This window comes from Hydrogenophaga palleronii, from assembly GCF_031457455.1.
GTDB lineage: Bacteria > Pseudomonadota > Gammaproteobacteria > Burkholderiales > Burkholderiaceae_C > Hydrogenophaga > Hydrogenophaga palleronii_A.
Genome location: NZ_JAVDWU010000001.1, coordinates 308398 through 333465, shown reverse-complemented (window position 1 = coordinate 333465; position 25068 = coordinate 308398). Strand labels below are relative to the sequence as shown.

General features: G+C 63.9%; 19 protein-coding genes. 12 read left to right on the top strand and 7 right to left on the bottom strand.

All coding sequences use genetic code 11. The features are described 5' to 3' along the window. Positions 1 to 100: 100 nt before the first annotated feature. Together J2W49_RS01585 and mltB are read left to right on the top strand one after the other, a co-directional pair. On the top strand, positions 101 to 2113 hold the full coding sequence (locus J2W49_RS01585; protein ID WP_310310871.1) for a transglutaminase TgpA family protein: 2013 nt from the start codon (positions 101 to 103) through the stop codon (positions 2111 to 2113). Further along, positions 2113 to 3207, top strand: coding sequence for a lytic murein transglycosylase B (gene mltB / locus J2W49_RS01580; RefSeq protein WP_405000964.1), 1095 nt, complete (start codon positions 2113 to 2115; stop codon positions 3205 to 3207). Before J2W49_RS01585 ends, mltB begins: the two co-directional genes overlap by 1 nt. 90 nt (positions 3208 to 3297) lie before the next feature. On the opposite strand, the gene polA is transcribed toward mltB, so the two are convergent. Next, on the bottom strand, positions 3298 to 6120 hold the full coding sequence (polA, locus tag J2W49_RS01575; RefSeq protein WP_310310869.1) for a DNA polymerase I: 2823 nt from the start codon (positions 6118 to 6120) through the stop codon (positions 3298 to 3300). Positions 6121 to 6210: 90 nt separating this feature from the next. Here polA and J2W49_RS01570 point away from each other — a divergent pair, with 90 nt between their 5' ends. From J2W49_RS01570 to J2W49_RS01550, 5 genes are all read left to right on the top strand, one after another. Further along, entirely contained in the window at positions 6211 to 6549 is a 339-nt protein-coding gene (locus tag J2W49_RS01570; protein ID WP_310310867.1) for a hypothetical protein, read from the top strand. 14 nt (positions 6550 to 6563) lie between these two features. Continuing rightward, the gene (locus J2W49_RS01565) at positions 6564 to 7577 is read left to right on the top strand and encodes a homoserine kinase (RefSeq protein WP_310310864.1); all 1014 of its coding nucleotides are present in this window, start codon (positions 6564 to 6566) and stop codon (positions 7575 to 7577) included. 87 nt (positions 7578 to 7664) lie between these two features. Further along, on the top strand, positions 7665 to 8474 hold the full coding sequence (locus J2W49_RS01560) for a BPSS1780 family membrane protein (protein WP_310310861.1): 810 nt from the start codon (positions 7665 to 7667) through the stop codon (positions 8472 to 8474). Further along, positions 8471 to 9223 (top strand): FecR family protein, encoded by a 753-nt coding sequence (locus J2W49_RS01555; RefSeq protein WP_310310859.1) that lies wholly within the window; start codon positions 8471 to 8473, stop codon positions 9221 to 9223. Before J2W49_RS01560 ends, J2W49_RS01555 begins: the two co-directional genes overlap by 4 nt. A gap of 138 nt (positions 9224 to 9361) precedes the next feature. Continuing rightward, on the top strand, positions 9362 to 11548 hold the full coding sequence (locus tag J2W49_RS01550; protein WP_310310856.1) for a PhoX family protein: 2187 nt from the start codon (positions 9362 to 9364) through the stop codon (positions 11546 to 11548). A gap of 51 nt (positions 11549 to 11599) precedes the next feature. Here the strand turns inward: J2W49_RS01550 and J2W49_RS01545 are convergent, their stop codons facing one another. The 3 genes from J2W49_RS01545 to J2W49_RS01535 form a co-directional block, all read right to left on the bottom strand. After that, positions 11600 to 11737 carry a hypothetical protein gene (locus J2W49_RS01545; protein ID WP_310310854.1) on the bottom strand — a complete coding sequence of 46 codons (138 nt, stop codon included), beginning with the start codon at positions 11735 to 11737 and terminating at the stop codon, positions 11600 to 11602. Positions 11738 to 11814: 77 nt separating this feature from the next. After that, the gene (locus tag J2W49_RS01540; protein ID WP_310310852.1) at positions 11815 to 14043 is read right to left on the bottom strand and encodes a PhoX family protein; all 2229 of its coding nucleotides are present in this window, start codon (positions 14041 to 14043) and stop codon (positions 11815 to 11817) included. A 197-nt stretch (positions 14044 to 14240) separates the two neighbouring features. Then, on the bottom strand, positions 14241 to 15479 hold the full coding sequence (locus tag J2W49_RS01535) for a glycosyltransferase family 4 protein (RefSeq protein ID WP_310310850.1): 1239 nt from the start codon (positions 15477 to 15479) through the stop codon (positions 14241 to 14243). A 173-nt stretch (positions 15480 to 15652) separates the two neighbouring features. On the opposite strand from J2W49_RS01535, the gene J2W49_RS01530 reads away from it, so the two are divergent. Then, positions 15653 to 16258, top strand: a complete 606-nt coding sequence (locus J2W49_RS01530; protein ID WP_310310847.1) for a hypothetical protein — start codon at positions 15653 to 15655, stop codon at positions 16256 to 16258. A gap of 49 nt (positions 16259 to 16307) precedes the next feature. On the opposite strand, the gene J2W49_RS01525 is transcribed toward J2W49_RS01530, so the two are convergent. Next, positions 16308 to 17969, bottom strand: a complete 1662-nt coding sequence (locus tag J2W49_RS01525; protein ID WP_310310844.1) for an aminotransferase class III-fold pyridoxal phosphate-dependent enzyme — start codon at positions 17967 to 17969, stop codon at positions 16308 to 16310. 60 nt (positions 17970 to 18029) lie between these two features. Here J2W49_RS01525 and asd point away from each other — a divergent pair, with 60 nt between their 5' ends. Together asd and J2W49_RS01515 are read left to right on the top strand one after the other, a co-directional pair. Next, positions 18030 to 18965, top strand: a complete 936-nt coding sequence (gene asd / locus J2W49_RS01520; RefSeq protein WP_310310841.1) for an archaetidylserine decarboxylase — start codon at positions 18030 to 18032, stop codon at positions 18963 to 18965. A gap of 147 nt (positions 18966 to 19112) precedes the next feature. Next, complete coding sequence (locus J2W49_RS01515) at positions 19113 to 19397, top strand: hypothetical protein (protein WP_310310838.1); 285 nt, start codon at positions 19113 to 19115, stop codon at positions 19395 to 19397. Between the two features lie 25 nt (positions 19398 to 19422). Here the strand turns inward: J2W49_RS01515 and J2W49_RS01510 are convergent, their stop codons facing one another. After that, on the bottom strand, positions 19423 to 21843 hold the full coding sequence (locus J2W49_RS01510; protein ID WP_310310835.1) for a UvrD-helicase domain-containing protein: 2421 nt from the start codon (positions 21841 to 21843) through the stop codon (positions 19423 to 19425). 223 nt (positions 21844 to 22066) lie between these two features. Between J2W49_RS01510 and J2W49_RS01505 the strand changes: the two genes are divergently transcribed. Continuing rightward, positions 22067 to 23044, top strand: coding sequence for a GMP reductase (locus tag J2W49_RS01505; RefSeq protein WP_310310832.1), 978 nt, complete (start codon positions 22067 to 22069; stop codon positions 23042 to 23044). Between the two features lie 206 nt (positions 23045 to 23250). Here the strand turns inward: J2W49_RS01505 and J2W49_RS01500 are convergent, their stop codons facing one another. Beyond that, positions 23251 to 24135, bottom strand: a complete 885-nt coding sequence (locus J2W49_RS01500) for an alpha/beta hydrolase (RefSeq protein ID WP_310310829.1) — start codon at positions 24133 to 24135, stop codon at positions 23251 to 23253. A gap of 104 nt (positions 24136 to 24239) precedes the next feature. Between J2W49_RS01500 and J2W49_RS01495 the strand changes: the two genes are divergently transcribed. Further along, the gene (locus tag J2W49_RS01495) at positions 24240 to 24983 is read left to right on the top strand and encodes a GntR family transcriptional regulator (RefSeq protein WP_310310826.1); all 744 of its coding nucleotides are present in this window, start codon (positions 24240 to 24242) and stop codon (positions 24981 to 24983) included. The last annotated feature ends 85 nt before the right edge of the window (positions 24984 to 25068 follow it).

Here is a 25068-nt window from a genome sequence, read left to right as displayed (position 1 = left end):
TCCCCCTCTCCTGCGGGAGGGAGACGCAACCTGTGGCCTGGCGAAGCCAGTTCCACGGCTGCCGTGGCATGTACCACCTCGCGCCGTTGCGCTCTCTGACATGGCTGTCCTGTCACTGTCTTCTCTCCCACGCGACACCCGCGACACGCTTTTTTTGGTGGTCGTGGTGGGCTGGGTGGCCTTCATGCAGATCGGCCACATCCCTTGGTGGTGCACCGGGCTGACAGCCGGGGTGTTGATCTGGCGGGCCACGCTGGCGCTGCGCGGCCTGCCGCTGCCGGCTTGGTTCTGGCGCGCAGGCTTGCTGACCCTTACCCTGGCAGCCACCTGGGCCACACACGGTTCACTGCTGGGGCGGGATGCGGGCGTCACGCTGATCGTGGTGCTTCTGGCGCTGAAGACGCTGGAAATGCGCGCCCGGCGCGACGCCTTCGTGGTGTTCTTCCTGGCGTTCTTCACACTGCTCACCCACTTCTTCTATTCCCAGTCGCTGTTGACGGCAGCGGGCATCCTGCTCGCGCTGCTGGGACTGCTGACCGCGCTGGTCAATGCCCACATGCCGGTGGGCCGCCCGCCCCTGCTGCTGGCCGCGCGCACCGCAGGCGGCATGGCTCTGATGGGGGCACCGGTCATGCTGGTGCTGTTCATGCTGTTCCCGCGATTTGCGCCGCTCTGGGGGGTACCCAGCGATGCCATGACCGGGCGCACCGGTTTGTCTGAGCGCATGCGAATCGGCGACGTGGCCCGCCTGATGGAAGTCGACGAGATCGCGCTGAGAGTGCGATTCGACGACCAGGTACCACCGCTGGGCGCGCTGTATTTCAGAGGCCCGGTGTTCAGCGATTTTGATGGTCGGGAATGGCGCGGCCTGCGAACAGGATTCCCCGCGTCCATGCAGCTTCAACCAGAACTCGCGGTGCGCGGTGAGCCGGTCCGCTACGAGGTGATCCAGGAGCCCACCAACCAACCCTGGCTGTTCGTCCTGGAGGCCACGCCCACCGCGCCCACGCTGCCCGGCGCCGTGCCACTCATGACGGCAGACCTGCAATGGATGACGCGCCGGCCCATGAACGACCTGGTGCGCTTCCGGGTAGAAAGCTACCCGGACTTCCGCCATGGGCCACGCAGCCAGCAGGTGGCCCTGCAAGACCACACGGAGCTGCCCGGCGGTTTCAACCCGCGCACGCTGGCGATGGCCCAGGAACTCCGGCGCCAGCACGGCTCGGGTCCCGAGCACGCCCAGGCCCTGGTACAGGCAGCGCTGGGGCAATTGCGCACCGGCGGCTACGTCTACACGGTGGATCCCGGGCTCTACGGCGAGCACACGGCCGACGAATTCTGGTTCGATCGCAAGGAGGGTTTCTGCGAACACATCGCCTCCGCCTTCGTGATCCTGATGCGCGCCATGGACATCCCCGCACGCATCGTGACCGGCTACCAGGGGGGCGAACTCAACGCGATCGACAACTACTGGACCGTGCGCCAGCGTGATGCCCACGCCTGGGCCGAGGTCTGGTTCGCGGGGCAGGGCTGGGTACGGGTGGACCCCACCGCCGCCGTGGCTGAATGGCGCATCGGTTCGCTGGACCGGTTGCGCCCGGCAGAAGGCGCCCTGGCATCGGCCTTCCGCAACCTCAACCCTTCGCTGGCGACTCAATTGCGAGACTTCTGGGAAGCGGTCAACAACCGGTGGAACCAGTGGATCCTGAACTACACCCAGGGGCGCCAGCTGGAACTGCTCAAGAACCTGGGCTTCGATTCCCCGCGCTGGACCGACCTGGCCTATGTGCTGCTCGGCGTGATCGTGCTGGTGAGTCTGGCCGGCGCCGCATGGACCTTGTGGGAGCGCCAGCAGCACGACCCCTGGCTGCGGCTGCTGCAGCAGGCTCGACACCAGCTTGACAAGCTGGGCCTGAGCCAAACCGAGCACCTGCCGCCACGCGCCTTGGCCACGCTGGTGGAACAACGCTTTGCCGCGGAGGAAGCCACCCCCTTGAAACAATGGTTGCTCAAACTCGAAGCACAGCGCTACAGCAAGTCCAGCACACACTCCCTCGGTACACTTCGTTCTGAATTCAGACAGCTTGTGTGGCCCAGGGAGAAAAATCGTTGATGTTCAGGTTTGGTTGTGTCCGCCCGGTTGCCGTGGCGGCCTTGACTTTGGGTGTGGGTCTGGCGGCTGGCACGGGTGCCTTCGCCAACAGCGGTGCGTCCAAGACGCGTCCAGCGGCCCAGGCGCCCGCTTTCTTTTATCACCAGCACAGCGGCGCCATGGCCTTTGCCGACGACCTGGCCGCGCGGCGCAATCTGGACCCCACATGGGTGCGCCAGCAGATCGGGCAGGCGCAGCACCTGCCCAATGTGGTTCGCCTCATGTCCCCCGCACCCAGTGGAACGCCCAAAAACTGGGCGGCCTACCGGGCCCGGTTCATCGAACCCACGCGGCTCAATGCCGGCTTGCGCTTCTGGCAGGACAACCGTGACACCCTGGCCCGCGCCGAAAGTGAATTTGGCGTGCCCGCCAGCCTGATCGTAGGTGTCATCGGGGTGGAAACGCTCTATGGCCGCCACACCGGCAATTTCCGCGTGATCGACGCGCTGAGCACGCTGGCCTTCGACTTCCCGACCGCCCACCCCAGGGCAGCCGTGCGCACCGAGTTCTTCAGGGACGAGCTGGAACAGTTCCTCAGCCTCGCAGACCGCAGCGGCGTGGACCCGCAGACGTTTCGCGGCAGCTATGCGGGGGCCATGGGCTGGCCACAGTTCATGCCCAGCAGCTGGAACAAGTACGCCATCGACTTCGACGGCGACAGCCGCATCGACCTGTTCAACAGCCAGGCCGATGTGATCGGGTCGGTAGCGAACTATTTCAAGGCTTTCGGCTGGCACCCCGGCATGCCCACCCACTACCCCGTCGCCTTCGACCACACCCGGCTCGATCTGCCCACCCTGCTGGCGCCCGACATCCTGCCCAGCTTCGATGTCGAGAGCCTGACCAACAAGGGCCTGATCCTGCAGGAGCAGGCGCAACAGCACATCGGGAAAATGGCCCTGGTCGAACTGGAAAACGGCGATGCGCCGCGCAGCTATGTGCTGGGCACCGACAACTTCTACGCGGTGACCCGTTACAACTGGAGCAGCTACTACGCGATGGCGGTGATCGAGCTGGGTGAGGCGATCGAAGCAATGCTGACCAGCGGTCGTTGAAGCCGACACTCGCCCGTCCCGGCGCCCGGCCAGCCTGCCTGTCCATGACCCCCACCAGGCAGCGCCTCACACGCGTCCCTGCAGGGATCCTCAGTGCGCCTTGTCCCAGTTCGGCCCCACCCCCACTTCGGCCAGCAGCGGCACCTTGAGCTCAGCCACACCGGCCATGAGCTGAGGAATGCTGGTCTTGAGCCATTCCACCTCGCCCTCGGGCACTTCGAACACCAGTTCGTCGTGCACCTGCATGATCATTTTGGTGCCGCGCTGGTCGGCGTCCAGCGCTTTCTGCACCGCCACCATGCTGAGCTTGATCAGGTCGGCCGCCGTGCCCTGCATGGGGGCGTTGATGGCAGCGCGTTCGGCCCCGCTTCGGCGCGGGCCGTTGGGGCTGTTGATCTCGGGCAGGTACAGACGTCGGCCGAACACGGTTTCAACATAACCCTGGGCTTTGGCCTGAGCCTTGGTGTCGTCCATGTACTGCTTCACGCCGGCAAAGCGCTCGAAATAGCGAGCGATGTAGTTCTTGGCGGCCGTGTTGTCGATGCTCAGCGCCTTGGCCAGCCCGAAGGCACTCATGCCATAGATCAGCCCGAAGTTGATCACCTTGGCGTAGCGGCGCTGCTCGCTGCTCACCTGCGCAGCGTCCACACTGAACACCTCTGCTGCTGTGGCGCGGTGCACGTCAATGCCTTCGTGAAAGGCGCGCAGCAGGGCTTCGTCGCCGCTGATGTGGGCCATGATGCGCAATTCGATCTGCGAGTAGTCGGCACTGGCAATCACGTGACCCGGCGGGGCCACAAAGGCCTCTCGCACGCGCCGGCCTTCGGGTGTGCGGATGGGGATGTTCTGCAGATTGGGGTCGTTGCTGGAAAGTCGGCCGGTCACGGCCACCGCTTGCGCATAGTGGGTATGCACACGGCCGGTGCGCGGCAGGGTGAGCAGTGTGAGCTTGTCGGTGTAGGTGCCCTTGAGCTTGGAGAGGCTTCGGTGCTCCAGGATCTTGGCGGGTAAGGGGTAATCCTCGGCCAGCTTTTCCAACACCTCTTCGTCGGTGCTGCGCGCGCCGGTGGCGGTTTTTTTGATCACCGGCAGGCCGAGTTTGTCGAAGAAGATCTCGCCGAGCTGCTTGGGGCTGCTGAGGTTGAAGGGCTGGCCGGCAATCTCGTAGGCCTCTTGCTCCAGCGCGTGGATACGCGAACCCAGTTCGTGGCTCTGTTTTGCCAGCGTGGGCGCATCGATCAGCACGCCGTTGCGCTCGATGCGGTAGAGCGCTTCGCTGCTGGCGATTTCGAGTTCATACACAAACTTCAGTTTGTCATCGGCCTGCAGTTGCGGCCACAGCGCCAGGTGCACGTCCAGCGTCTGGTCGCTGTCTTCACACGAATACTCGGCTGCCTTGGCCACATCGACCTGCGAAAACGGAATCTGGTGCGCGCCTTTGCCGCACAGGTCTTCGTAACTGATGCCCTGGCGGCCCAGGTGCCGCTCGGCCAGGCTGGCCAGGCCGTGCGGCTTGTGCACTTCCAGCACATAGCTCTGCAGCATGGTGTCGTGCACATAGCCTTGCACCTCGATGCCGTGGTTGGCGAACACGTGGCGGTCGTACTTCACGTGCTGGCCCAGTTTCGCGTGCTTGGGGTTCTCCAGCCAGGGTTTGAGCTTCGCCAGCACCTCGTCAAAGGGCAGTTGCTCGGGCGCATCCGGCCCCGCGTGGCGCAAGGGGATGTAGGCGGCTTCGCCCGGCTTCACGCTGAAACTGATGCCCACGATCTCGGCACGCATCTCGTCGAGCGAGGTGGTTTCGGTGTCCACCGCCACCAGATCGGCCGCCAACACGCGCTGCAGCCAGTCGTCGAACATCGCCCAGGTGAGGATGGTGTCGTACTTCAGGTTGCTGGGGCGCTCGGTGCTGCCACTCAGATCGGGCTCGTCGAAGAGCCCCGGCGAGCCGCCGCCCGCCCTGCCTGCGGGTTTTGCCTTGGCCTGGTGTTCCTCGATCAGTTCAGGCGGCACATCGTGCTGCACCAGTGTCTTGACCAGGCCCTTGAAGCCATAGGTTTCGGCAAATGCCTTGAGCGCTTCGGAGTCCTGCCCGCCGATCGTGAGGGCTTCCAGCGAAGGCAGTCCCACGACGTGCTCCACCAGATCGCAGTCGGTTTTGATGGTGAGCAGTTCGCGCCCCTTGGGCAGCCACTCCAGCGCATTGCGCAGGTTCTCGCCGGCCACCCCCTTGATTTCGTCTGCGCGAGCAACCAGTGCCTCCAGCGAGCCGTATTCCAGCAGCCATTTCACAGCCGTCTTGGGGCCCACCTTGGGCACGCCGGGCACATTGTCCACCTGGTCGCCCACCAGGGTCTGGTAGTCCAGCATCAGGCTGGGCGGCACACCGAATTCCGCCGTCACGCCGGCCACGTCACGCCGGCGGTCGTTCATGGTGTCGATCACCGTGATGTGTTCGTTGACCAACTGGCTCAGATCCTTGTCGCCGCTGGAAATGATGCAGGTGATGCCCTGCTGCGCCGCGGTGTGGGCCAGCGTGCCGATCACGTCGTCGGCCTCCACGCCGGGCACGTCCAGCACACGCCAGCCCAGCAGTTTGACCACTTCGTGGATGGGGCCGATCTGCGAGCGCAGGTCGTCGGGCATGGGCGAGCGATTGGCCTTGTATGCCGGATACAACGCATCCCGGAAAGTCGGCCCCTTGGCGTCGAACACGCAGGCGGCATAGTCGGCGCGCACATCCTTGCGCAGCTTCTGCATCATGTTGATCATGCCGCGGATCGCCCCAGTGGCCGGGCTCGCCGGGTCGCCGGGCACGGCCCTCAGGTCGGGCATGGCGTGGAACGCGCGGTAGAGGTAGCTGGAACCGTCGACCAGCAACAGGGTGGGGGCGGGGGATTGGGCGTCTGACATGGCACGATTGTGTAGGAAATCGGTACAACAACCCGGCAGGGGAAGTAGCCCCGGTGCGCTCACGGAGCTTCAGCCTGCCTACAATGCGGCATGAACGCCCAAATCCGCCCCCTGATGCTCGCGCTGGCCCTCATGCCCGTGCTGTCCGCCACCGCACAGCAAGCATCCGCCCCCGAGCCTGCGGCCGCCGCGGCGCAGCGCGCGCAGGCAGCCGATCGCATCGAACGCATCACCCACGAAGACGAACTCTCGCGCATCGACGAACTGCGGGTGGGCGGCCAGACCAAGAGCATCGAGGTGCGGCCCAAGAACGGCGCCCCCGCCTACCAGATCACCACCGAACCAGGCGTGCCATCGTCCAAAGGCGATGTGGCGGGTCAACGCACCGGTAACGCCGGACGCAGCAGCTGGCGCATCCTGAGTTTCTGAAGCGGGTTGCTTTCATGGCCGTTTACACCGAAGTGGCGTTTGCCGAAGCCGCTGCCTTGCTGCACGCCCTCGATCTGGGCGATCTGACCGACCTGCAGGGCATCAAGGGCGGCATCGAGAACACCAACTATTTCGTCACCAGCGAGCGCGATGGGGTCACGCTGCAGCATGTGCTCACCGTGTTCGAGCGGCTGGGGTTCGAGCAACTGCCGTTTTATCTGCACCTGATGAAACACCTGGCGGGCAAGGGCATTCCCGTGCCTGATCCGGCCGCCAACGCCAACGGCGACATCCTGCACACGATCCAGGGCAAGCCGGCCGCGGTCGTGGACCGTCTGCGTGGTCACAGCGAGTTGCAGCCCTCTGTGGTGCACTGCGAAGCCGTGGGCGAGATGCTGGCGCGCATGCACCTGGCCGGACGCGACTTCGAACTCACCCAGCCCAACCTGCGCGGCCTGTCCTGGTGGAACGAGACGGTTCCGGTGGTGCTGCCCTTTCTCGACCCTGATCAGGCCAGCCTGATCCGGTCCGAGCTGGCCTACCAGAACCATGTGGCTGCCTCGCCTGCGTGTGTGGCCCTGCCGCGCGGCCCCATCCACGCCGATCTTTTCCGCGACAACGTGATGTTCGAGGACGGCGAGCTCACCGGGCTGTTCGACTTTTATTTCGCCGGTTGCGACACCTTCCTGTTTGACCTGGCCGTGTGCCTCAACGACTGGTGCGTGCGGCACAGCGCCGACAGCGACGACGGGGCACACGACCCCGCGCGTGCGCAGGCATTGCTGGCGGCTTACCAATCGGTGCGCCCGCTCACGGCGACCGAACGGCAACTGCTGCCTGCCACGCTGCGTGCCGGTGCGTTCCGGTTCTGGATTTCGCGCCTGTGGGATCTGCACCTGCCACGGGAAGCCGCCATGCTGCAGGCCCACGACCCAAGTCACTTCGAGCGGGTATTGCGCACCCGCCTCCAACAAGCAGGCACCCCAGCCGTTCTGACGTCCAGCCAGGAAACCTGTGCGGCGGCCTGAGAGGCTGAGGTTTTTGCTCATGCCCGCTTGCCCTCCCATCGCTTTCGCCCGGCCGCATAAACGCGCAGCGAACGCCTCCATCACTCCATGAAACTTCGCATCGTTCCTGCCGGTACCGGCATCGTCTGGGTCAAGCTCGGCATCCAGACCTTTTTTCGCCAGCCGCTGGCCATGACGGGCCTGTTCTTCATGTTCATGGCCGTGGTGTCGGTGTTGTCGGTGATTCCGCTCTTCGGCACTGCCATTTCGCTGGTGCTGGTGCCTGCTGCCACGCTGGGGCTCATGGCCGCCACCCGGGAGGCGCTGAATGGCCGGTTTCCCATGCCGACCACGCTCGTCACGGCGTTTCGCTCCGGCGCGAAAAAGGCGCAACCCATGCTCATTCTGGGCGGCATGTACGCTGCGGCCCTGTTGCTGGTGGTGGCCTTTGCGGGCCTGGTGGGCAGTACATCAGCCCCCATGGAGCTGCAGGAAGGCTCGCAGGCCACACCGGAAATGGCCGTCCAGGCCATCTTCAACAACCCCGGTTTCTGGTTCGGGCTGCTGATCTACCTGCCCACAGTGATGGCCTTCTGGCACGCGCCCGCACTGGTGCACTGGCATGGCGTGAGTCCCGTCAAGAGCCTGTTCTTCAGCTTCATGGCCTGCTGGGGCAACAAGGGCGCATTTTTCATTTACATGATGGGCTGGGTGGGCGTGATGTTCATGCTGGTGCTGATCATGGGCCTGCTGGCCACGCTGCTCGGTGGTTCACAGGCGCTCAATCTGGTGGTCTATCCGGCCGGCTTGTTCATTGCCTCCATGTTCCACACCTCCATCTTCTTCACTGTCCGCGACAGCTTTGTCACGGATGATGGACCCGCGCTGCCTTCCCCCACCACCGGAGACGACACATGACCCAGCACATCCTGCAAGGCCGCAGCGAAGCCGAAGTGCTCTGGTTCCATCGCCGCGACACCCTCAAGGCCGCCGCGGCCTGGGTGGCCATGGGTGGCATGCCTGCCGCCATGGCACAGCAGCGCAGCAACGTGGTGGACTTTGTGGGCGACATCCTGCTCAACGGACGGCGCATGTTGCCGCAGCAAACGGTGCAGACCGGCGATGAAATTCTCACGGGCCCGGCGTCACGCCTGGTGTTCGTGATCGGCAACGCCGCGTTTCATGTGCGGCAGAACTCGCGCCTCACGGTGGAGCGCGGCAGCACCATCAACACCGTGAGCCTGCTGCGCCTGCTCAACGGCGCCCTGGTGAGCGTGTTCGGGCGCAGCCGCAGCCGTGCCATCGTCACTCCCACGCTCACGGCCGGTATTCGGGGCACGGGTGTGTACACCGAAGTCATGGCCGACCAAGGTGGGCGCACCTATTTCTGCAACTGCTATGGGCTGGTGAATCTGGTCGCTGGCGAAAACCGGGCGGTTTCCGAAGCCAGCTACCACCAGTCGTTCTGGGGTGAGGTCGAGCCGAAGAACGGCCGCTTGCTCACCCCCGCCAATGCCATCAACCACACCGACGAAGAACTGGAGTTTCTCGCCGGCCTGATCGGGCAACGCACCGCGTGGCAGATTGCCGGGCGCACCGGCGTGAAGGACGGCCGGGGTTACATGGACGAACAACCGCCGGAAGCGCATCCCGCCATGCCCAGGTAAGACAAAGCGCGCCTTGCACCCTGCACGGGGCAAGGCGCGCCCGTTGAGGGCCATGCCTTCAATCTGTCACATGGCCTTAACGCGTGTGTCATGCAACACCTCGAACATGGCGTTTTTCAACGACGCCTCAAGGCAAGCATGCGCGACCAAACCCCACAAGACATCCAAGCCACGGACTTCAACGAAGAAGATTCCAACACCTCAACCAACCCGCACTTCAGGCAGGTGCTCGATGCCCGCCTGAGCCGCCGCAGCCTGCTGCGTGGCGCGGCCGGTGCCGCTGGTGCGGGTGTTCTGGGCGCATCGGCCCTGAGTGGCTGTGCCACCGCCGGCGGGGCAACCGGCACCACCGGCCCGGCCCTCACCAGCCTGGGCTTCAAGCCCGTGGCCAAGAGCCTGGCCGACAAGGTGATCGTGCCCGAGGGCTACACCGCCCAGATCATCTACGCGCTGGGTGACCCACTGGTTGCCGGCGTGCCGGCCTTCAAGAACGATGGCACCGACACCGCTTTCGACCAGCGGGCGGGCGACCACCACGACGGCATGGAGTGGTTCGGTCTGGACGCTTCAGGCAAGCCTTCGAACAGCTTCAACAGCCGCGGCATCCTGGCCGTGAACCACGAAGCCACCACCGACGAAAAGCTCAGCTCTTTCTTCATCCACGCCAACGGCGGTGCGTCCACCCTGCCCCGCCCGGCGTCGGAAGTTGACAAGGAACTGGCCATTCACGGCCTGTCTTTCGTTGAAGTCCAGAGCAGCGGCAAGCAATGGGCCTACAAGGCCAGCTCGCCGTTCAACCGTCGCGTCACCAGCATGACCACGGCCGCCATTCATGGCCCGGCGCGCGGCAGCGAACACCTGGTCACGAAGTTCAGCAACGACGCCACCCAATGCCGGGGCACGCTCAACAACTGCGGCACAGGCAAAACCCCCTGGGGCACCTTTGTCTCGGGCGAAGAAAACTGGTACGGCTACTTCTTCCGTGACGCAAAGGACGACGACGCGCGCAAGAAAGACAAGCAGGTCCAGGCGCTCAACCGCTATGGCCGCAAAGCCGGCGCGGCCAGCCGCCACGGCTGGGAAAGCGCCGGCCCGCAGGACCAGTACGTGCGCTGGAACAACAGTGCCCACGCCGCCAGCGCCAAGGCCGACTACCGCAACGAGATGAACACCTTCGGCTATGTGGTCGAGATGGATGCCTACGACACCCAGGCCCCCATGCGCAAGCGCACCGGGCTGGGCCGCTTCGCCCACGAGAGCGTGGCCTTCGCAAAGCCGCAGGCCGGCCAGCCCATCGTCTGCTACATGGGTGACGACGCGCGCGGCGAGTACATCTACAAGTTCGTGTCTGATGCCAAGTGGGACCCGAAAGACGCCAGCCCGGCCAACCGCCTTGCCGCAGGAGACAAATACCTCGACAAGGGCACGCTGTTCGTTGCGCGCTTCAAGGGTGATGGCAGCGGTGAGTGGGTCGAACTGTCGATGAAGAACCCGGTGATCGCCAACAGCTCCTACTTCGAGTTCAAGAGCGATGCCGACGTTGCCATCTTCACCCGCCTGGCGGCCGACGCCGTGAGCGCCACCAAGATGGACCGCCCCGAGTGGGGAGGTGTGCACCCCATCACGGGCGAGGTCTACATCACCCTGACCAACAACAGCAGCCGCACCGCTGCCACCACCGACGCTGTGAACCCCCGCGTCTACACCGACATGAAGGGCAGCACGGAACAGAAAGGCAACGTGCATGGCCACATCGTTCGCATGGCCGACGCCTCGCCCGCCGGCGCGGCGTTCAAGTGGGACATCTACGTCTTCGGCGCAGAGGCCGACGCCGACAAGTCCACCGTGAACCTGTCGAACCTGACCGACGAGAACGACATGTCGGCACCGGACGGCCTGGTCTTCAGCCCGGCCACCGGCATCTGCTGGATCCAGACCGACGACGGCGCCTACACCGACAAGACCAACTGCATGATGCTGGCCGCCATCCCGGGCAAGCTCGGCGACGGTGGCGCACGCACGGTCAAACACGGCGACAAGACAGTCACTACCTACGCAGGCAAGACCCCGACGCCCACCACGCTGGCGCGCTTTCTGGTCGGCCCCAGGGGCTGCGAGATCACCGGCTGGTGCGAGACGCCCGACGGCCGAGCGATGTTCGTGAACATCCAGCACCCGGGTGAAGGCACGGCCATGGCCGATGTGAACGACCCAGCCAAGTACCAGAGCCAGTGGCCTACCAACGCCGGCTACGGCGCCGGCAAGCGTCCACGCTCGGCCACCATCGTGATCACCAAAAACGACGGCGGCGTTCTGGGCACCTGATCGGCCCTGCCCGCCATCAAACGCCCGGTTTCGGGCGCGATGCCAGTCAGTTCACGCTGACTGGCTTTTTTGCTTTTTTGCTTTTTTGCTTTTTTGCTTTTTTGCTTTTTTGCTTTTTTGCTTTTTTGCTTTTTTGCTTTTTTGCTTTTTTGCTTTTTTGCTTTGGTGCTTTGGTGCTTTGGCGAGCATCTTTAATGCCTCAAAAAAAAAGCCCGGCAGATGGTCTGCCGGGCCCAATTTCTATGGCAACTGTCAGCGAAAGCGGATCAAAGGCCGATCACGCGCCCGTCTTTGCGGGTGATCACGATGGTGGCTGAGCGCGGGCGACCCGCCGTGCCATAGCCCTGGTTGGCTGGCCATTCGCTTTCCAGGTCAAAGGCACTGGCCGCACCCAGCGCGGGAGTGCCTTCGCCGGGATGCTGGATGTTCACAAACATGGCTTTGCCGTCTGGGGATTCGGTCACACCGGTGATTTCACAGCCAGCAGGCCCCACCAGGAAACGGCGCAGCCGCGCTTCACCCAGTAACGCACCCATGAAGGTTTTCTGCGTACCGGTCACCGAGCCAATACGGTTCTGAGCCGTAACCGGTCCACCGTCACCCACCTCGCCGGGGATGGCGGCCAGCATCATGCAGTGGGATTCGTCGGTCATGGCACCGTCGTCGGTCTGGATCCAGCAGATGCCACTGGCCGGACTGAACCACAGGCCATCCGGTGAAGAAAACGCGTTCTTGTCGGTCAGCTTGGAGAGGTTGGCGTCGCCAGCATCTTCCTCCGCACCGAACAGGAAGATGTCCCAGGTGAATTTCGTGGCAGAAGCCAGCGATCGGTCCTCCTTGAAGCGGATGATGTGGCCGTTGGGATTGCCTGTTCCCCTGCGTCCGTCGATGTCCTCGTAAGCGCGCGGATTGGCCGCATCCACCGTCGTGGGCGAACGAAGCGAGGCCGCGTTGTTGGTGAGGGTGATGTAGACCTCGCCATTCTTCGGGTTGACAGCGCCCCATTCCGGGCGGTCCATCTTGGTGGCACCCACCGCGTCGGCCGCATGCCGGGCGTTGACCAGCACGTCGGCCTGGTTGGCAAACGGGTAAGCGGCATAGCCGCTGATGCGGGGATCCTTGATGCTGAGTTCCAGCCACTCGCCGGTGCCATCGGCATGGAACTTGGCCGCAAAGAGCTGGCCCTCGTTGAGGTACTTGTCGCCGGCCGCAAGACCACGGCCTTCGTCGGCAGGCGTCCACTTGGCCGCGCTCACAAACTTGTAGATGTACTCGTTGCGCGAATCGCAGCCCATGTAGAAGGCGAGCGGTTTGCCTGGCTGGGGGATGCTGCACACTGCACCCTCATGCGCAAAACGGCCCATGGCAACGCGCTTGACGGGTGTCGATTTCGGGTCAAGCGGATCCATTTCCACGATATAGCCGAAGGTGTTGGGTTCGTTGCGGAAGTCTTCCGCCGCGTTGGCGCCCCAGGCAGCCACGTTCCAGCGTGTGAACCGGTCGTCGCTGTCCGACGGCGTGTACCAGCCTTGCGTGGAGGCGGAGGTGGCGGCTTCGGCGATCGGCGTGCGGGCCACGCCATAGCGGGCGCGCGAGGCGCTGAGCTTGGTATCGATGGGGTTGGAGCCTTTGGGCATCTGGAAATAGGCGGCCCAGTTTTCCTCACAAGTCAGGTAGGTGCCCCAGGGCGTCTTGCCATGACCGCAGTTGTTCAGCGTGCCGCGGCTGGTGGCACCGGTGGGGTCGAATTGAGTGACCAGCAGGGCCTGGATGTCTTTCAGATGCGCGGCCGGGCCGGCGATCTTCATGGGCGATTGCGCGGTCACGCGGCGGTTGTAAGTGGAGTCGAGCTTGTAGCTCCAGGTCGAGCCCTTCTTGGTGAGTTCCACCACCGAGACGCCGTGGTGGTTGATTTCCTTGAGCACTTCCAACTCGGGGCGCTCACCCAGGTCCCAGCCACCAAACTGGCTGAACTTCTTGCCGTCCTGGCCACCCGAAGTCTGACCCCGGGGGTGGAAAAAGTGCGCGTCGGCCGAGCTTTCGTGGTTGACGCACAGCACCGCACGGTCGGTTTCTTTGGTGGTGAAACGGCCTTTGCGGTCGATGTAGAAGATGTCCATGCCGTCGTGGTGATCACCCACGCGACGCGACCAGTCGTCAGCCTCTGCGCCGGCGTTGCTGTAGGGCGTGAGGTTCTTGTCCAGGCGGTCGCCGGTGGCGTGCAGCACCTGGTAGGTGTAGCCGGCGGGCAGCACCACGTTGTCCAGCAGGCTCTTGCCCACCGAGTCGAAACCCAGCGCTTTGCCGTCGGGTGGGCCGTCATCGTCGCCACCGCCGCAGGCCGCCAGAAAGGGCACGGTGGACAAGGCGGCCAGGCCAATACCGCCACGGATCAGGTTGCGGCGCGCCGGGTTTTGCAGCGTGCTTTCGATGATGTCCTGGAAGTGCGGATTGTTTGAGGTGTTGCAGACGACGTCGTCATCGGGGTGTGACATGTGGGGCTCCTGGGAGTGTCGGTAGAAAGTGTTCGAGTGACCAGCCAGATTCGCCGGCTGGTGTGCAAATCGTCACGTTTGCACATGACAGGCGCATGAATTCGACCTCACTTCAATGACATGAAACCGGGCACAAAGGGGTCATTCGCCGAGACCCACGCAACGCCCTGTCCAGGCCTTGTTTGCCGTGCGGCTCGCTATCTTTCGTGGATCAACGCTGCGTCGCCAAGCCCGATCTGCCCACGCTGGCGCGACATGGTCTCCAGAAACACGCCCTCCACCTGAGCCGCAATCTGTGCCCAGTCGAGCTGCGCCACATGGGTTCGTGCGTGCAGCCTGGCGTCGGTCAGCCGGTGCGGTTGCTGCGCCAGCTCCCGCGCCTGCGCGGCGAAGGTGTCGGTCCCGGTGCCATCCACCAGCCAGCCGCTGCGATCATGCAGCACCCAGTCGCAAGCGGCGGCGGTGTTGAAGGCCAGCACCGGCAGGCCGCTGGCCAGCGCTTCCAGCGTCACGTTGCCAAAGGTCTCGGTCAGACTGGGAAACAGCAGCAGATCAGCCGAGGCGTAGTAGCCGGCCAGCTCATCGTGCCCGCGGGAACCCGCAAAAATGGCTTCCGGGCAGCGTTGCTGCAAGGCGGCTTGCTGGGGCCCGCTGCCGACGAACACAAGCTTGACATCCGCATGGTTCGCTCGCATGGCATCAAAGGCGGCCATCGCGGCATCCAGGTTCTTCTCAGCCGCCAGCCGCCCCACCACCAGCAGCACCACGCTGCGCTCGTTGGCGCCCCACTGGCTGCGCAAGGCGTCGCTGCGCTGGTCGGGCCGGAACAGCGCGGTATCCACGCCGCGCGCCACCACCCGCAGATTCTGGAAGCCGTTGCTCAGCAACTCGGCGCACAGCGCACGAGTGGGCACCATGGTGCAGTGGCTGAGGTTGTGGAACTTGCGCAGGTAGGCCACGATGGGCTTGCGCAGCCAGCCCACGCCATAGTGCTGGCTGTAGGCATGGAAGTTGGTGCGAAAGTCGGTGGATACCGGCAGCCGCAGGCGCAGGGCCGCTTGCAGTGCCGACCAGCCCAACGGGCCTTCGGTGGCAATGTGCACCAGATCGGGCCTGTGCACGGCCCAGGCCGACAACAGCGCTTTCTTCGCGGGCAAGCCCATCTTGAGCTGCGGGTAGCTGGGAATAGGCATGCCCCGCATCAGCACCTCTTCAAATCCGATGTCGCTCTGGGCCAGATCCACACCGGTCTGGCGGGGCCGCACCAGCTGCACCTGGTGGTTGCGTGCACACAGGCCATTCACAAGGCGCGCCAGTGTCAAGGCCACGCCATTGACCTCGGGTGGCCAGGTTTCGGTGACAACTGAAAGCCGCAGCGAAGGGCGCCCGGCGGGAAAGTCCTGCACCACGATGTGCTGTGAAGCCACTTCTTGCATGCAGCGATCTTCCCTGGGCTGCGCAACAAACTGATGACAGACGCCTGTTTTGTGGCCATGTTGTGCCAGTTGCGTGACAAGGGGGTTTTGTCACGGCGATTTCACGCAAGACGAAGACGATGGCGCGTGGTCATTGACCGCTTTCTCTGGTTCCATTCCTATCAGGAGATGAAGTGAAAGACTTTTTGCGCACCCTCGAAGTCCAGCGCTGGGACGATCACCGTTACTACCACCACAGCCGCATCAACCAGACGTTGCATCTCATCAGCGCAATCAGCTTCGTGGTGGCCTATGCGCTGCTGTGGACCGACCCGGTGCTGGCGGCGCTGATTGCCTGGCTGGTGTCCATGACCAGCCGCCAGGCAGGCCACTTCTTCTTTGAACCCAAGGGCTACGACGTGGTGAACCAGGCCACCCACGAACACAAGGAAGAAATCAAGGTGGGTTACAACCTGCGGCGCAAAGTGGTACTGATGGCGCTGTGGGCCGGCACGCCGCTGCTGGTATGGTTGGCGCCTGGCGTGTTCGGCCTGTTCCCGCCACCGGCAGACGCTGAGGCCTTCATCCGCCAGGTAGGCACGCTGTGGCTGGCCCTGGGCGTGGGCGGCCTGCTGTTTCGCACCGTGCACCTGTTTTTCCTTCAGGACGTGCAGACCGGTTTGGTGTGGATGACCAAGATCCTGACCGACCCGTTCCATGACATCAAGCTGTATCACAAGGCCCCGCTGCACCTGCTGCGTGGTCAGTTGATCGACCCCGGCATCGGTCATCGCCACTGAGTCATGTTCACCCCTGCCCCGCGGCGGCAGGGGCATCGCCCCTCATTGCTCAAGCCTTCTTTTGCTGACGCCCGAAACGCACCGCCAGCATCTCCCGGAACACGCTCTTGCGGATCGACTGGTGGGTCTGAGCACCCTGCCACCACCAGCCATGGGCATGCATGTCTTTTCCAGCTGCCACAAAGCGCCGCAGTACCTCGTCAAAGTCGGCGTCGGTGAAATGCAGGCCGAAAATCAGGCGCCCGGTGCCCACCCAGCTCAATGCGATGCCATGCCAGCGCAGGTAGTACTGGTACATCCAGTGGTAGCGGCCTGGCGTGGTGTACATCAGTGTCCAGATGCTTTGCAGGTTCGCGGCGCGCACCGGCAGGCCTTGCGCTTGCATGGTGTCGTTGAAACGCTGTGCACGCGCTGCCCATTTCGCATCCTGGTCTTCATACAGCGCGAGAATGGCAGACGACTCCAGGCGTTTCAGAAACGCCAGCATGCCGCCCATCACATAGGGGTGCGCATTGAAGGTGCCGCGAGCGAAACACACATCGGCTGGGCGCTCAGGCCGGTAGCGCTGCATCAGTTCGCGCTTGCCGCAGACCACGCCCGCCGGGTAGCCTCCGGCCAGCGTCTTGCCGTAGGTGACCATGTCGGCGCGCACACCGAAGTATTCTTGCGCGCCGCCCGGTGCCAGCCGGAAGCCCAGGAACACCTCGTCAAAGATCAGCACGATGCCGCGTTCGGTGCACACCTCGCGCAGTTGCTTCAACCAGGCTGTGTACGCCGTGCGGTCGTAGGCCGCCGTGCGGCTGCCATCGACCAGTGTCGAGTCCCCAGGCGCATTGCGGTTGGGGTGCAGGGCCTGCAGCGGGTTGACCAGCACGCAGGCGATGTCGCGCCGGGTGCGCAGCACCTGCAGGCTTTTCTCGTCCATGTCCTTGAGGGTGTAGGTTTCGCGTGGCGGCATCGGGTTGCCGGGGCCGGGCTGCACGTCTTCCCACCAGCCGTGATACGCACCGCAGAAGCGCACCAGATGTTTGCGTCGCGTGTGGTAGCGAGCCAGACGCACCGCCTGCATCACCGCTTCGGTGCCCGACATGTGGAACGACACCTGGTCGTGCCCCGAAATCGTCTTCAGGCGCGTCACCACCTCGGCCACACACGGGTGGTAGGCACCCAGCACAGGTCCCAGAGGCTCGGCCATTGCCGCGCCTTCGGCCATGCAGGCCTTGTAGAAATCCACGCCAAACACATTCACACCGTACGAGCCAGTGAGGTCGATCAGCTGGTTGCCATCGAGGTCCGTCACCGTCTTCCCTTCGGCCGATTGCACGAAGGCGCCGACCCGCAGCCGCTGGCTGGCGATGGGACTGAACTGGAACGGCACGCGGTAGGCGCTGGTGAACTGCAGATCGGCCAGACCTTCGCGGGCCTGGGCGGTCAGCGCCAGGCTGCTGGCGTATCGCTGGGCAAAGCCAGCCTCCAGCATTTCAAACCCCACGCGGCGCCGCTGTACCACGGCATTGGGGGCGCTGTCGCAGTTGAAGAAGCGGGCCTCATCAAAGGCGTAGCCGGGCATCCAGCGCGCCAGCCGTTTGGCCATGAGCGAATGCCCGGCCAGCGAACGGTGCTTGGCGCGCGAAAGCTCAATGCGTCGTTTGATGCGGGGCAAGGCCAGCGCCAGCGCCCCCGCAGGCAATACGTAGGAGAAAACAGGCATGGTCGATGACTCCGCTATTTCAACAAGTCCTCATTTCTATTTCAGCCACATGTCATCACCATGAATCTGCGCCACTCGCTGCAACGCATCGTCCTGAACGAAGACCTCAATTTCCTGCTGACCAACCGGGTACCGCGCATCGGTCTCACGCACTTCATGGGCTGGTGGAGCCGCATCCGCCACCCCTGGGTGCGCAAGCTGTCCATGGTGGCCTGGACCACCTTCACCGATCTGGACCTGAGCGACGCCAAAAAGACCCGCTTCGACAGCCTGCACGACTGCTTCACCCGCGAGCTCAAGCCGGGCGCCCGAACCGTCGATGCACGACCTGATGTGCTGACCAGTCCCAGCGACGGCATCGTGGGTGCGCACGGCCTCATTGAAGACGGCGGCGCCGGCAAGGGCCCGCAGGTGTTACAGGCCAAGGGCTTTCCGTACCACCTGAGCGACCTGCTGGGCGATGACGACCGGGCCAAGGCCCTGGCCCAGTCGCTGGTGGGTGGCAGCTATGTCACCCTTCGCCTCACGTCAAGCATGTACCACCGCTTTCACGCGCCGTGTGACGCGCGGCTTGAACATGTGACCTACATCAGCGGCGACACGTGGAACGTCAACCCGATTGCGCTGAAACGGGTGGAGCGCCTGTTCTGCAAGAACGAACGCGCGGTGCTGCACCTGCGCATGCCCACCCGCGAACGCCTGGTACTCGTACCGGTGGCGGCCATTCTGGTGGCCAGCATGCGCCTGCGCGCGCTCGACGTGCCGCTGAACCTGCGTTATCGGGGACCCAATGAGTTGCCTTGTGACGCTGCCTACGCCAAAGGTGAGGAAATGGGATGGTTTGAACACGGCTCCACCATCATCGTGCTCGCGCCGCCGGGCTACGCCATCGCCCCTGGCACAGACATCGGCACCGTCCTGCGCATGGGGCAACCCTTGCTGCTACCCGATCGGCCATCCTCCAGGGACACACCACCGGCACCGTCTGGCGGCTGAAGGGGCGCAGACGCGGGCGAAGGGGTCTTTCGTCACAGAACTGTCACGAAATACGGCGTCTCGTTGCCTATGCTTGCGCGGTTGGCTTGGCTTGGCCCGGCCAAGGGCAAGTCTGTCCCCTTTTTTGTCTACTGCACAGGAGAACCCATGCTCGCACTGAAGAAGACCCGAAAGCTCATCGAATCCGATCCCGACCTACCATCCGCACAGATCCTGTCATCGCTGGTGGTGTCGCTGGAGTCGAACCAGCCGTTTCAACTGGCGACGCTGTACCAGCTGGACTACGAGAGCTTCCGCTTGGCGCTGGATGTGCTTGCCGAATGGCGGCTGGACCGCTACTACAGCAGCAAGGTGCGCCTGTTGGACGTGTCGGTCCACGCAGAGCAACTCCGCGCCGATACCGGCGACATACCGTTGCGCCAGGCCGCCTGAGCCGAGCTGACCTGCTCTCTCACGCTCAGGGGATGGGGGTCAGCTTGGCCACGCTGAGTGCGAGCCACTTCACGCCATGCCGGGTGAAACTGACCTGGGCGCGCGCATCGGCACCCGCACCCTCAATGGCCAGCACCTTGCCCTCGCCGAACTTGTTGTGGAACACCGCCTGGCCCGCGCGGATGTCGGTGCCCCGGTCGGGTTCGGGCGCGGTCTGGCCCAGGCCTTTGGGATCGCCCTTTTCATTGAAGCCGGGCGACCAGGCTGGTTGCAACACAGGAGGTGCGCCGAAGCTGCGGCGGCCGTTCTGCCACTGCCCGCCACCACCACCGGCACCGCTAGGTACTCCCCAGGCGGGTTGCTGCGGCGTGAGCCATTTCAGGCAAGCCTCAGGCAGTTCATCAAAGAAGCGGCTCTTCATGTTGTAGCGCGTCTGACCATGCAGCATGCGGGTCTGCGAGTGGCTCAGGTACAGCCGCTTGCGGGCACGTGTGATGGCCACGTACATCAGGCGCCGCTCTTCTTCCAGGCCGTCGCGGTCGCTCATGGAATTCTCGTGCGGGAACAGGCCCTCTTCCATGCCGGTGATGAACACGCAGTCGAACTCCAGGCCCTTGGCGGCGTGCACCGTCATCAGCTGCACGGCATCCTGCCCGGCCTGCGCCTGGTTGTCGCCAGACTCCAATGCAGCGTGGGTCAGAAAGGCTGCCAGCGGGCTCATGGTTTCGCCTGTGTCGGCATCGGGCGCCAGGGGTTCGTCCAGCACCGGGAGCGAAGCGTCAAACCCCTGGCTGGCCGGGCTCTGCGTGAGCGGCTGCCCTGAGGCGTCCACCGTGCGTGCCACGGCGTCCCGGCCAAAGCCTTCGATGCCGACAAAGCTCTTGGCGGCACTCACCAGTTCTTCCAGGTTCTCGACCCGATCCTGCCCTTCCCGCTCGGCCCGGTAGTGATCCACCAGGCCACTGTGGTCGATCACCAGTTCGATGATCTCGGAGAGTGTCATGCCTTCTGAGCGCTCGCGCAGCACATCCAGCTTGGCCACGAAAGCCCCGATGGCCACGCCGGCACGGCCCGTGACCGCACTCACGGCGTCGTGCAGCGAACAGCCCGCGCTGCGCGCCACGTCCTGCAGCTGTTCGATGCTGCGCGCGCCGATGCCGCGTGGCGGAAAATTCACCACCCGCAAAAAACTGGTGTCGTCGTTCGGGTTCTCCAGCAGGCGCAGGTAGGCCAGCGCGTGCTTGATTTCGGCCCGCTCAAAGAAGCGCAGGCCGCCATACACGCGGTACGGCAAGCCGGCATTGAAGAGCGCGGTTTCCACCACGCGGCTTTGGGCGTTGCTGCGGTAGAGCACGGCCATTTCGGCCTTTGGCACGTCTTTGCGGGCGAGCTGCTTCATCTCATCCACCATCCACTGCGCTTCCGCGAAGTCGCTGGTGGCTTCAAACACGCGCACCGGCTCACCGGCACCCGCGTCGGTGCGCAGGTTCTTGCCCAGCCGGTGGCTGTTGTGGCTGATCAGTTCGTTGGCCGAATCCAGGATGTTGCTGCAGCTGCGGTAGTTCTGCTCCAGCTTGATCTGGTGGCGCACATTGAACTCGCGCACGAAGTCGGCCATGTTGCCCACGCGCGCGCCGCGAAACGCGTAGATGCTTTGGTCGTCGTCGCCCACCGCAAACACCGCGTTGCCGGCTGGCGTGAGCCCTTCGAGTGGTGGCGTGCTGAACATCTTGATCCAGGCGTATTGAAGCCGGTTGGTGTCCTGGAACTCGTCGATCAGGATGTGGCGGAAGCGCCGCTGGTAGTGCTCGCGCACCGGGTCGTTGTCGCGCAGCACCTCAAAGCTGCGTAGCATCAGCTCACCAAAGTCCACCACGCCTTCGCGCTGGCACTGCTCTTCGTACAGTGCGTAGAGTTCCACCTTCTTGCGCGCTTCTTCATCGCGCGCCACCACGTCGCCGGGGCGCTGGCCGTCTTCCTTGCAGCCGCTGATGAAGTACTGGATCTGCTTGGGCGGATAGCGCTCGTCGTCCACATTGAACTGCTTGCACAGGCGCTTAATGGCCGACAGCTGGTCCTGGGTGTCCAGGATCTGAAAGGTCTGCGGCAGGTTGGCCAGTTTGTGGTGCGCACGCAGAAAGCGGTTGCACAGACCATGGAAGGTGCCGATCCACATGCCACGCACATTGATGGGCAGCATGCTGGAGAGCCGGGTCATCATCTCTTTGGCGGCCTTGTTGGTGAAGGTCACCGCCAGAATGCCACCCGGCGTGACCTGCCCGGTCTGCAGCAGCCAGGCAATGCGGGTGGTGAGCACTCGGGTTTTGCCTGAACCGGCACCGGCCAGAATCAAGGCGTGCTCAGGCGGCAAGGTGACGGCAGCCCCCTGTTCGGTGTTCAGGCCCGCGAGCAGCGGGGATGGGGCAACGTGATCTTCAAACAGCATCCGGCGATTGTAGGAAGCCTCGGTGCAGCAGCAGGCTATATGGTCAGCCATATGGCGACCATAAGAGGCGACAGCCTGCAAAGTCGCCCCAAAACCGCTCGGGGCGCCTAGAATCAGTCACCGGGCCCAAGATTCTTGCGCCCGGTTTTTTTGTGCCCTGCGCACAGAACCGGCCAAGCCAAGCGCTCTCCCTGTTCAACAACAGTTTTCTGGAGCTCTTGCTATGGAAATTTTTGACTACGACAACATCCTGCTGCTGCCACGCAAATGCCGCGTGCAGAGCCGTTCGGAATGCGACGCCAGCGTGGAGCTGGGTGGGCGCACATTCCGCCTTCCCGTGGTGCCGGCCAACATGAAGACGGTGGTGGACGAATCCATCAGTCTGTGGCTCGCGCAGAACGGCTATTTCTACGTGATGCACCGCTTCGATCTGGACAACGTGCAGTTCGTGCGTGATATGCATGAAAAAGGGGTCTTTGCTTCGATTTCGCTGGGTGTCAAGGCCGCCGACCGTGCCACCGTGGACACCCTGGCCGCCGAGGGACTGCTGCCCGAGTACATCACCATCGACATCGCACACGGCCATGCCGACAGCGTGCGCGACATGATCGGTTACATCAAATCGAAGCTGCCCGCCAGCTTCGTGATCGCCGGCAACGTGGCCACGCCTGAGGCCGTGATCGACCTGGAGAACTGGGGCGCTGACGCCACCAAGGTGGGCGTGGGGCCGGGCAAGGTCTGCATCACCAAGCTCAAGACCGGCTTTGGCACGGGCGGCTGGCAGCTCAGCGCGCTCAAGTGGTGTGCCCGCGTGGCCACCAAACCCATCATTGCCGACGGCGGCATCCGCAGCCATGGCGACATCGCCAAGAGCGTGCGCTTTGGCGCCAGCATGGTCATGATCGGCTCGCTGTTCGCCGGCCACGAAGAGTCGCCGGGCAAGACGGTCGAGGTCGACGGTGTGCTTTACAAGGAGTACTACGGCTCGGCCAGCGACTTCAACAAGGGCGAGTACAAGCACGTGGAAGGCAAGCGCATTCTGGAACCCATCAAGGGCAAGCTGGCAGAGACGCTGGTGGAGATGGAGCAGGACGTGCAAAGCTCCATCAGCTACGCTGGCGGCACCAAACTCATGGACGTGCGCAAGGTGAACTACGTGATCCTGGGCGGCGACAACGCAGGGGAACACCTGTTCATGTAGAGAGACTGGCCCACCCCCGCCGCGCTTCGCGCGACCCCTTCAAGGGGGCGATACCTTGGACCGGCAAAGCCGGATCTTCGGTATCCATGGACGAAGGCATTTCGCGCCGGAAAGGCTTTGAATCACTTCCGGGAGGCGATACCTTGGACCGGCGAAGCCGGATCCTCGGTATCCCTGGATGAAGGCACTTCGCTCCGGAAATGGGCCTACGCGCTCAACAACTGTTTGGCAAGTTGGTTCAGCCTGTGTTGCGGCTGAACCAGCGCTTCGAGCACGCTGAAGTGGTTCAGGCCCGGCAGAGCTTCGGCCACGGGCACCACATGCGGCCCCCAGACCTGCTGGATGAGCTGGTTCTGGCGAAGAAACTCGCTGCTCTCGTTCCCCCCGGCGACGCTGAACAGCGCGCCGCGTCCTTCCTTTAGAGTGGGCGCCGGCAGCAGGGCCGGACTGGCCTTCCTGACTTGCGCCGGGGTCAGACGCAGTGAATCGCGCAGGAAGGGGGTGTGCCGAAGGGGTTCGAGGTCGTACAGGCCGGAGATCGACAGCGCGTTTCTGACCAGCGCATCCGGCAGATCAGCACCCACCGCAGGCCACTGGCAGGCCAGCAGCATGGCGGCAAGATGCCCGCCGGCCGAATGGCCGATCACCGTGATGCGCTCCGGATCACCTCCATGCACCCCGATGTGGCGGTAAACCCAGGCCAGGGCACGAACCATCTGCAGCGTGATGTCTGGAATGGTGACCGCCGGGCACAAGGCGTAGTTGGGCATCACCACACAGACGCCCTGCTTCACGAACGCCGGCGCCAGAAACGAATGATCCGATTTGTCCAGGCTGCGCCAGTAGCCCCCATGGATGAAAACCACCACCGGCGCGGGCGCACGCCCAGGAACGCGCGCGGCGGGAAAGATGTCCAGCATCTCACCCGTGCCGTGGCCGTACTGCACATCGAGTATGGCCGTGGTGCTGCGACGCGCCTGCTCGGATGCGGCAGCCCACTCGGCAAAGTGCCGCCCGTGCTCGGGCACCAAGGCCCGGTTGTTGTATTGGCCGTCCAGCCAGGTCGGATTTTTCAGTTGCGGCGAAGTCATCGACGGCATTGTGCACGCAGGCGGCATGTACAAGGTGCCAAACGCTCGCGTGACAGACCATTCAGGATGCGGTATTCTGCATACAGTATTCAATACAAACCTTTATGGTCGCCCAATTGCTCAAACTTGAAACCTCGCCAGATCTGGCCGATCAGGTCTATCGCGTGCTGCTCGATGCCATCAGCGCGGGTTCGCTCAAGCCCGGCCAGCGCATCACACAGGAAGAACTGGCCGATCAACTGGCTGTGTCGCGTCAGCCCATCACCCAGGCTCTGAAGTTGCTCAAAAAAGACGGCTTTGTGCATGACGCGCCCATCACCGGTGGCCAAGCCGGCCGCAGCCGTGGACTGCAGGTCGCGCCTCTGGATGCGCACTGGATCGCACAGGTCTACGAAGTGCGAAGCGCACTCGACGCGCTGGCGACCCGGCTGGCCGCATCGCGAGGCACCGTCATGGATCCGGCGCTGATCGCCAACGGGCGAGCGGCCGTGAAGCGCGACGACATCAAGGCCATGATCGACGCTGACCTCGCCTTTCACACCGCGCTCTACCGCGCCGCCGGCAATCCGCTCATCGAACAGAGTGCGCTCCTGCATTGGCACCACATCCGCCGGGCAATGGGTGAGGCGCTGCAGTCCGACTTGCTGCGCGAGCCTGTCTGGGACGAACACGAGGCCATTGCCAACGCCGTGAACGGGGGCGACGCTGAACGGGCAGAACAACTGATGCAGCACCACTGCAGCCGCGCCAGCACCAACCTGGGCGCACAAATGGACTCCAACGCCAAATCGATCGGCGAAGGCATGGCCGTCACCTTACCACTCCGTGGTTCTCAGCTGCCTCGGTAGTTGAGCCACTTCCATGCGGTTTCCGGGCTGACCCGGGAACCGCATTTTTTTCCCGTGTTCGGTCCGGAGCACCACAATGCCCTGG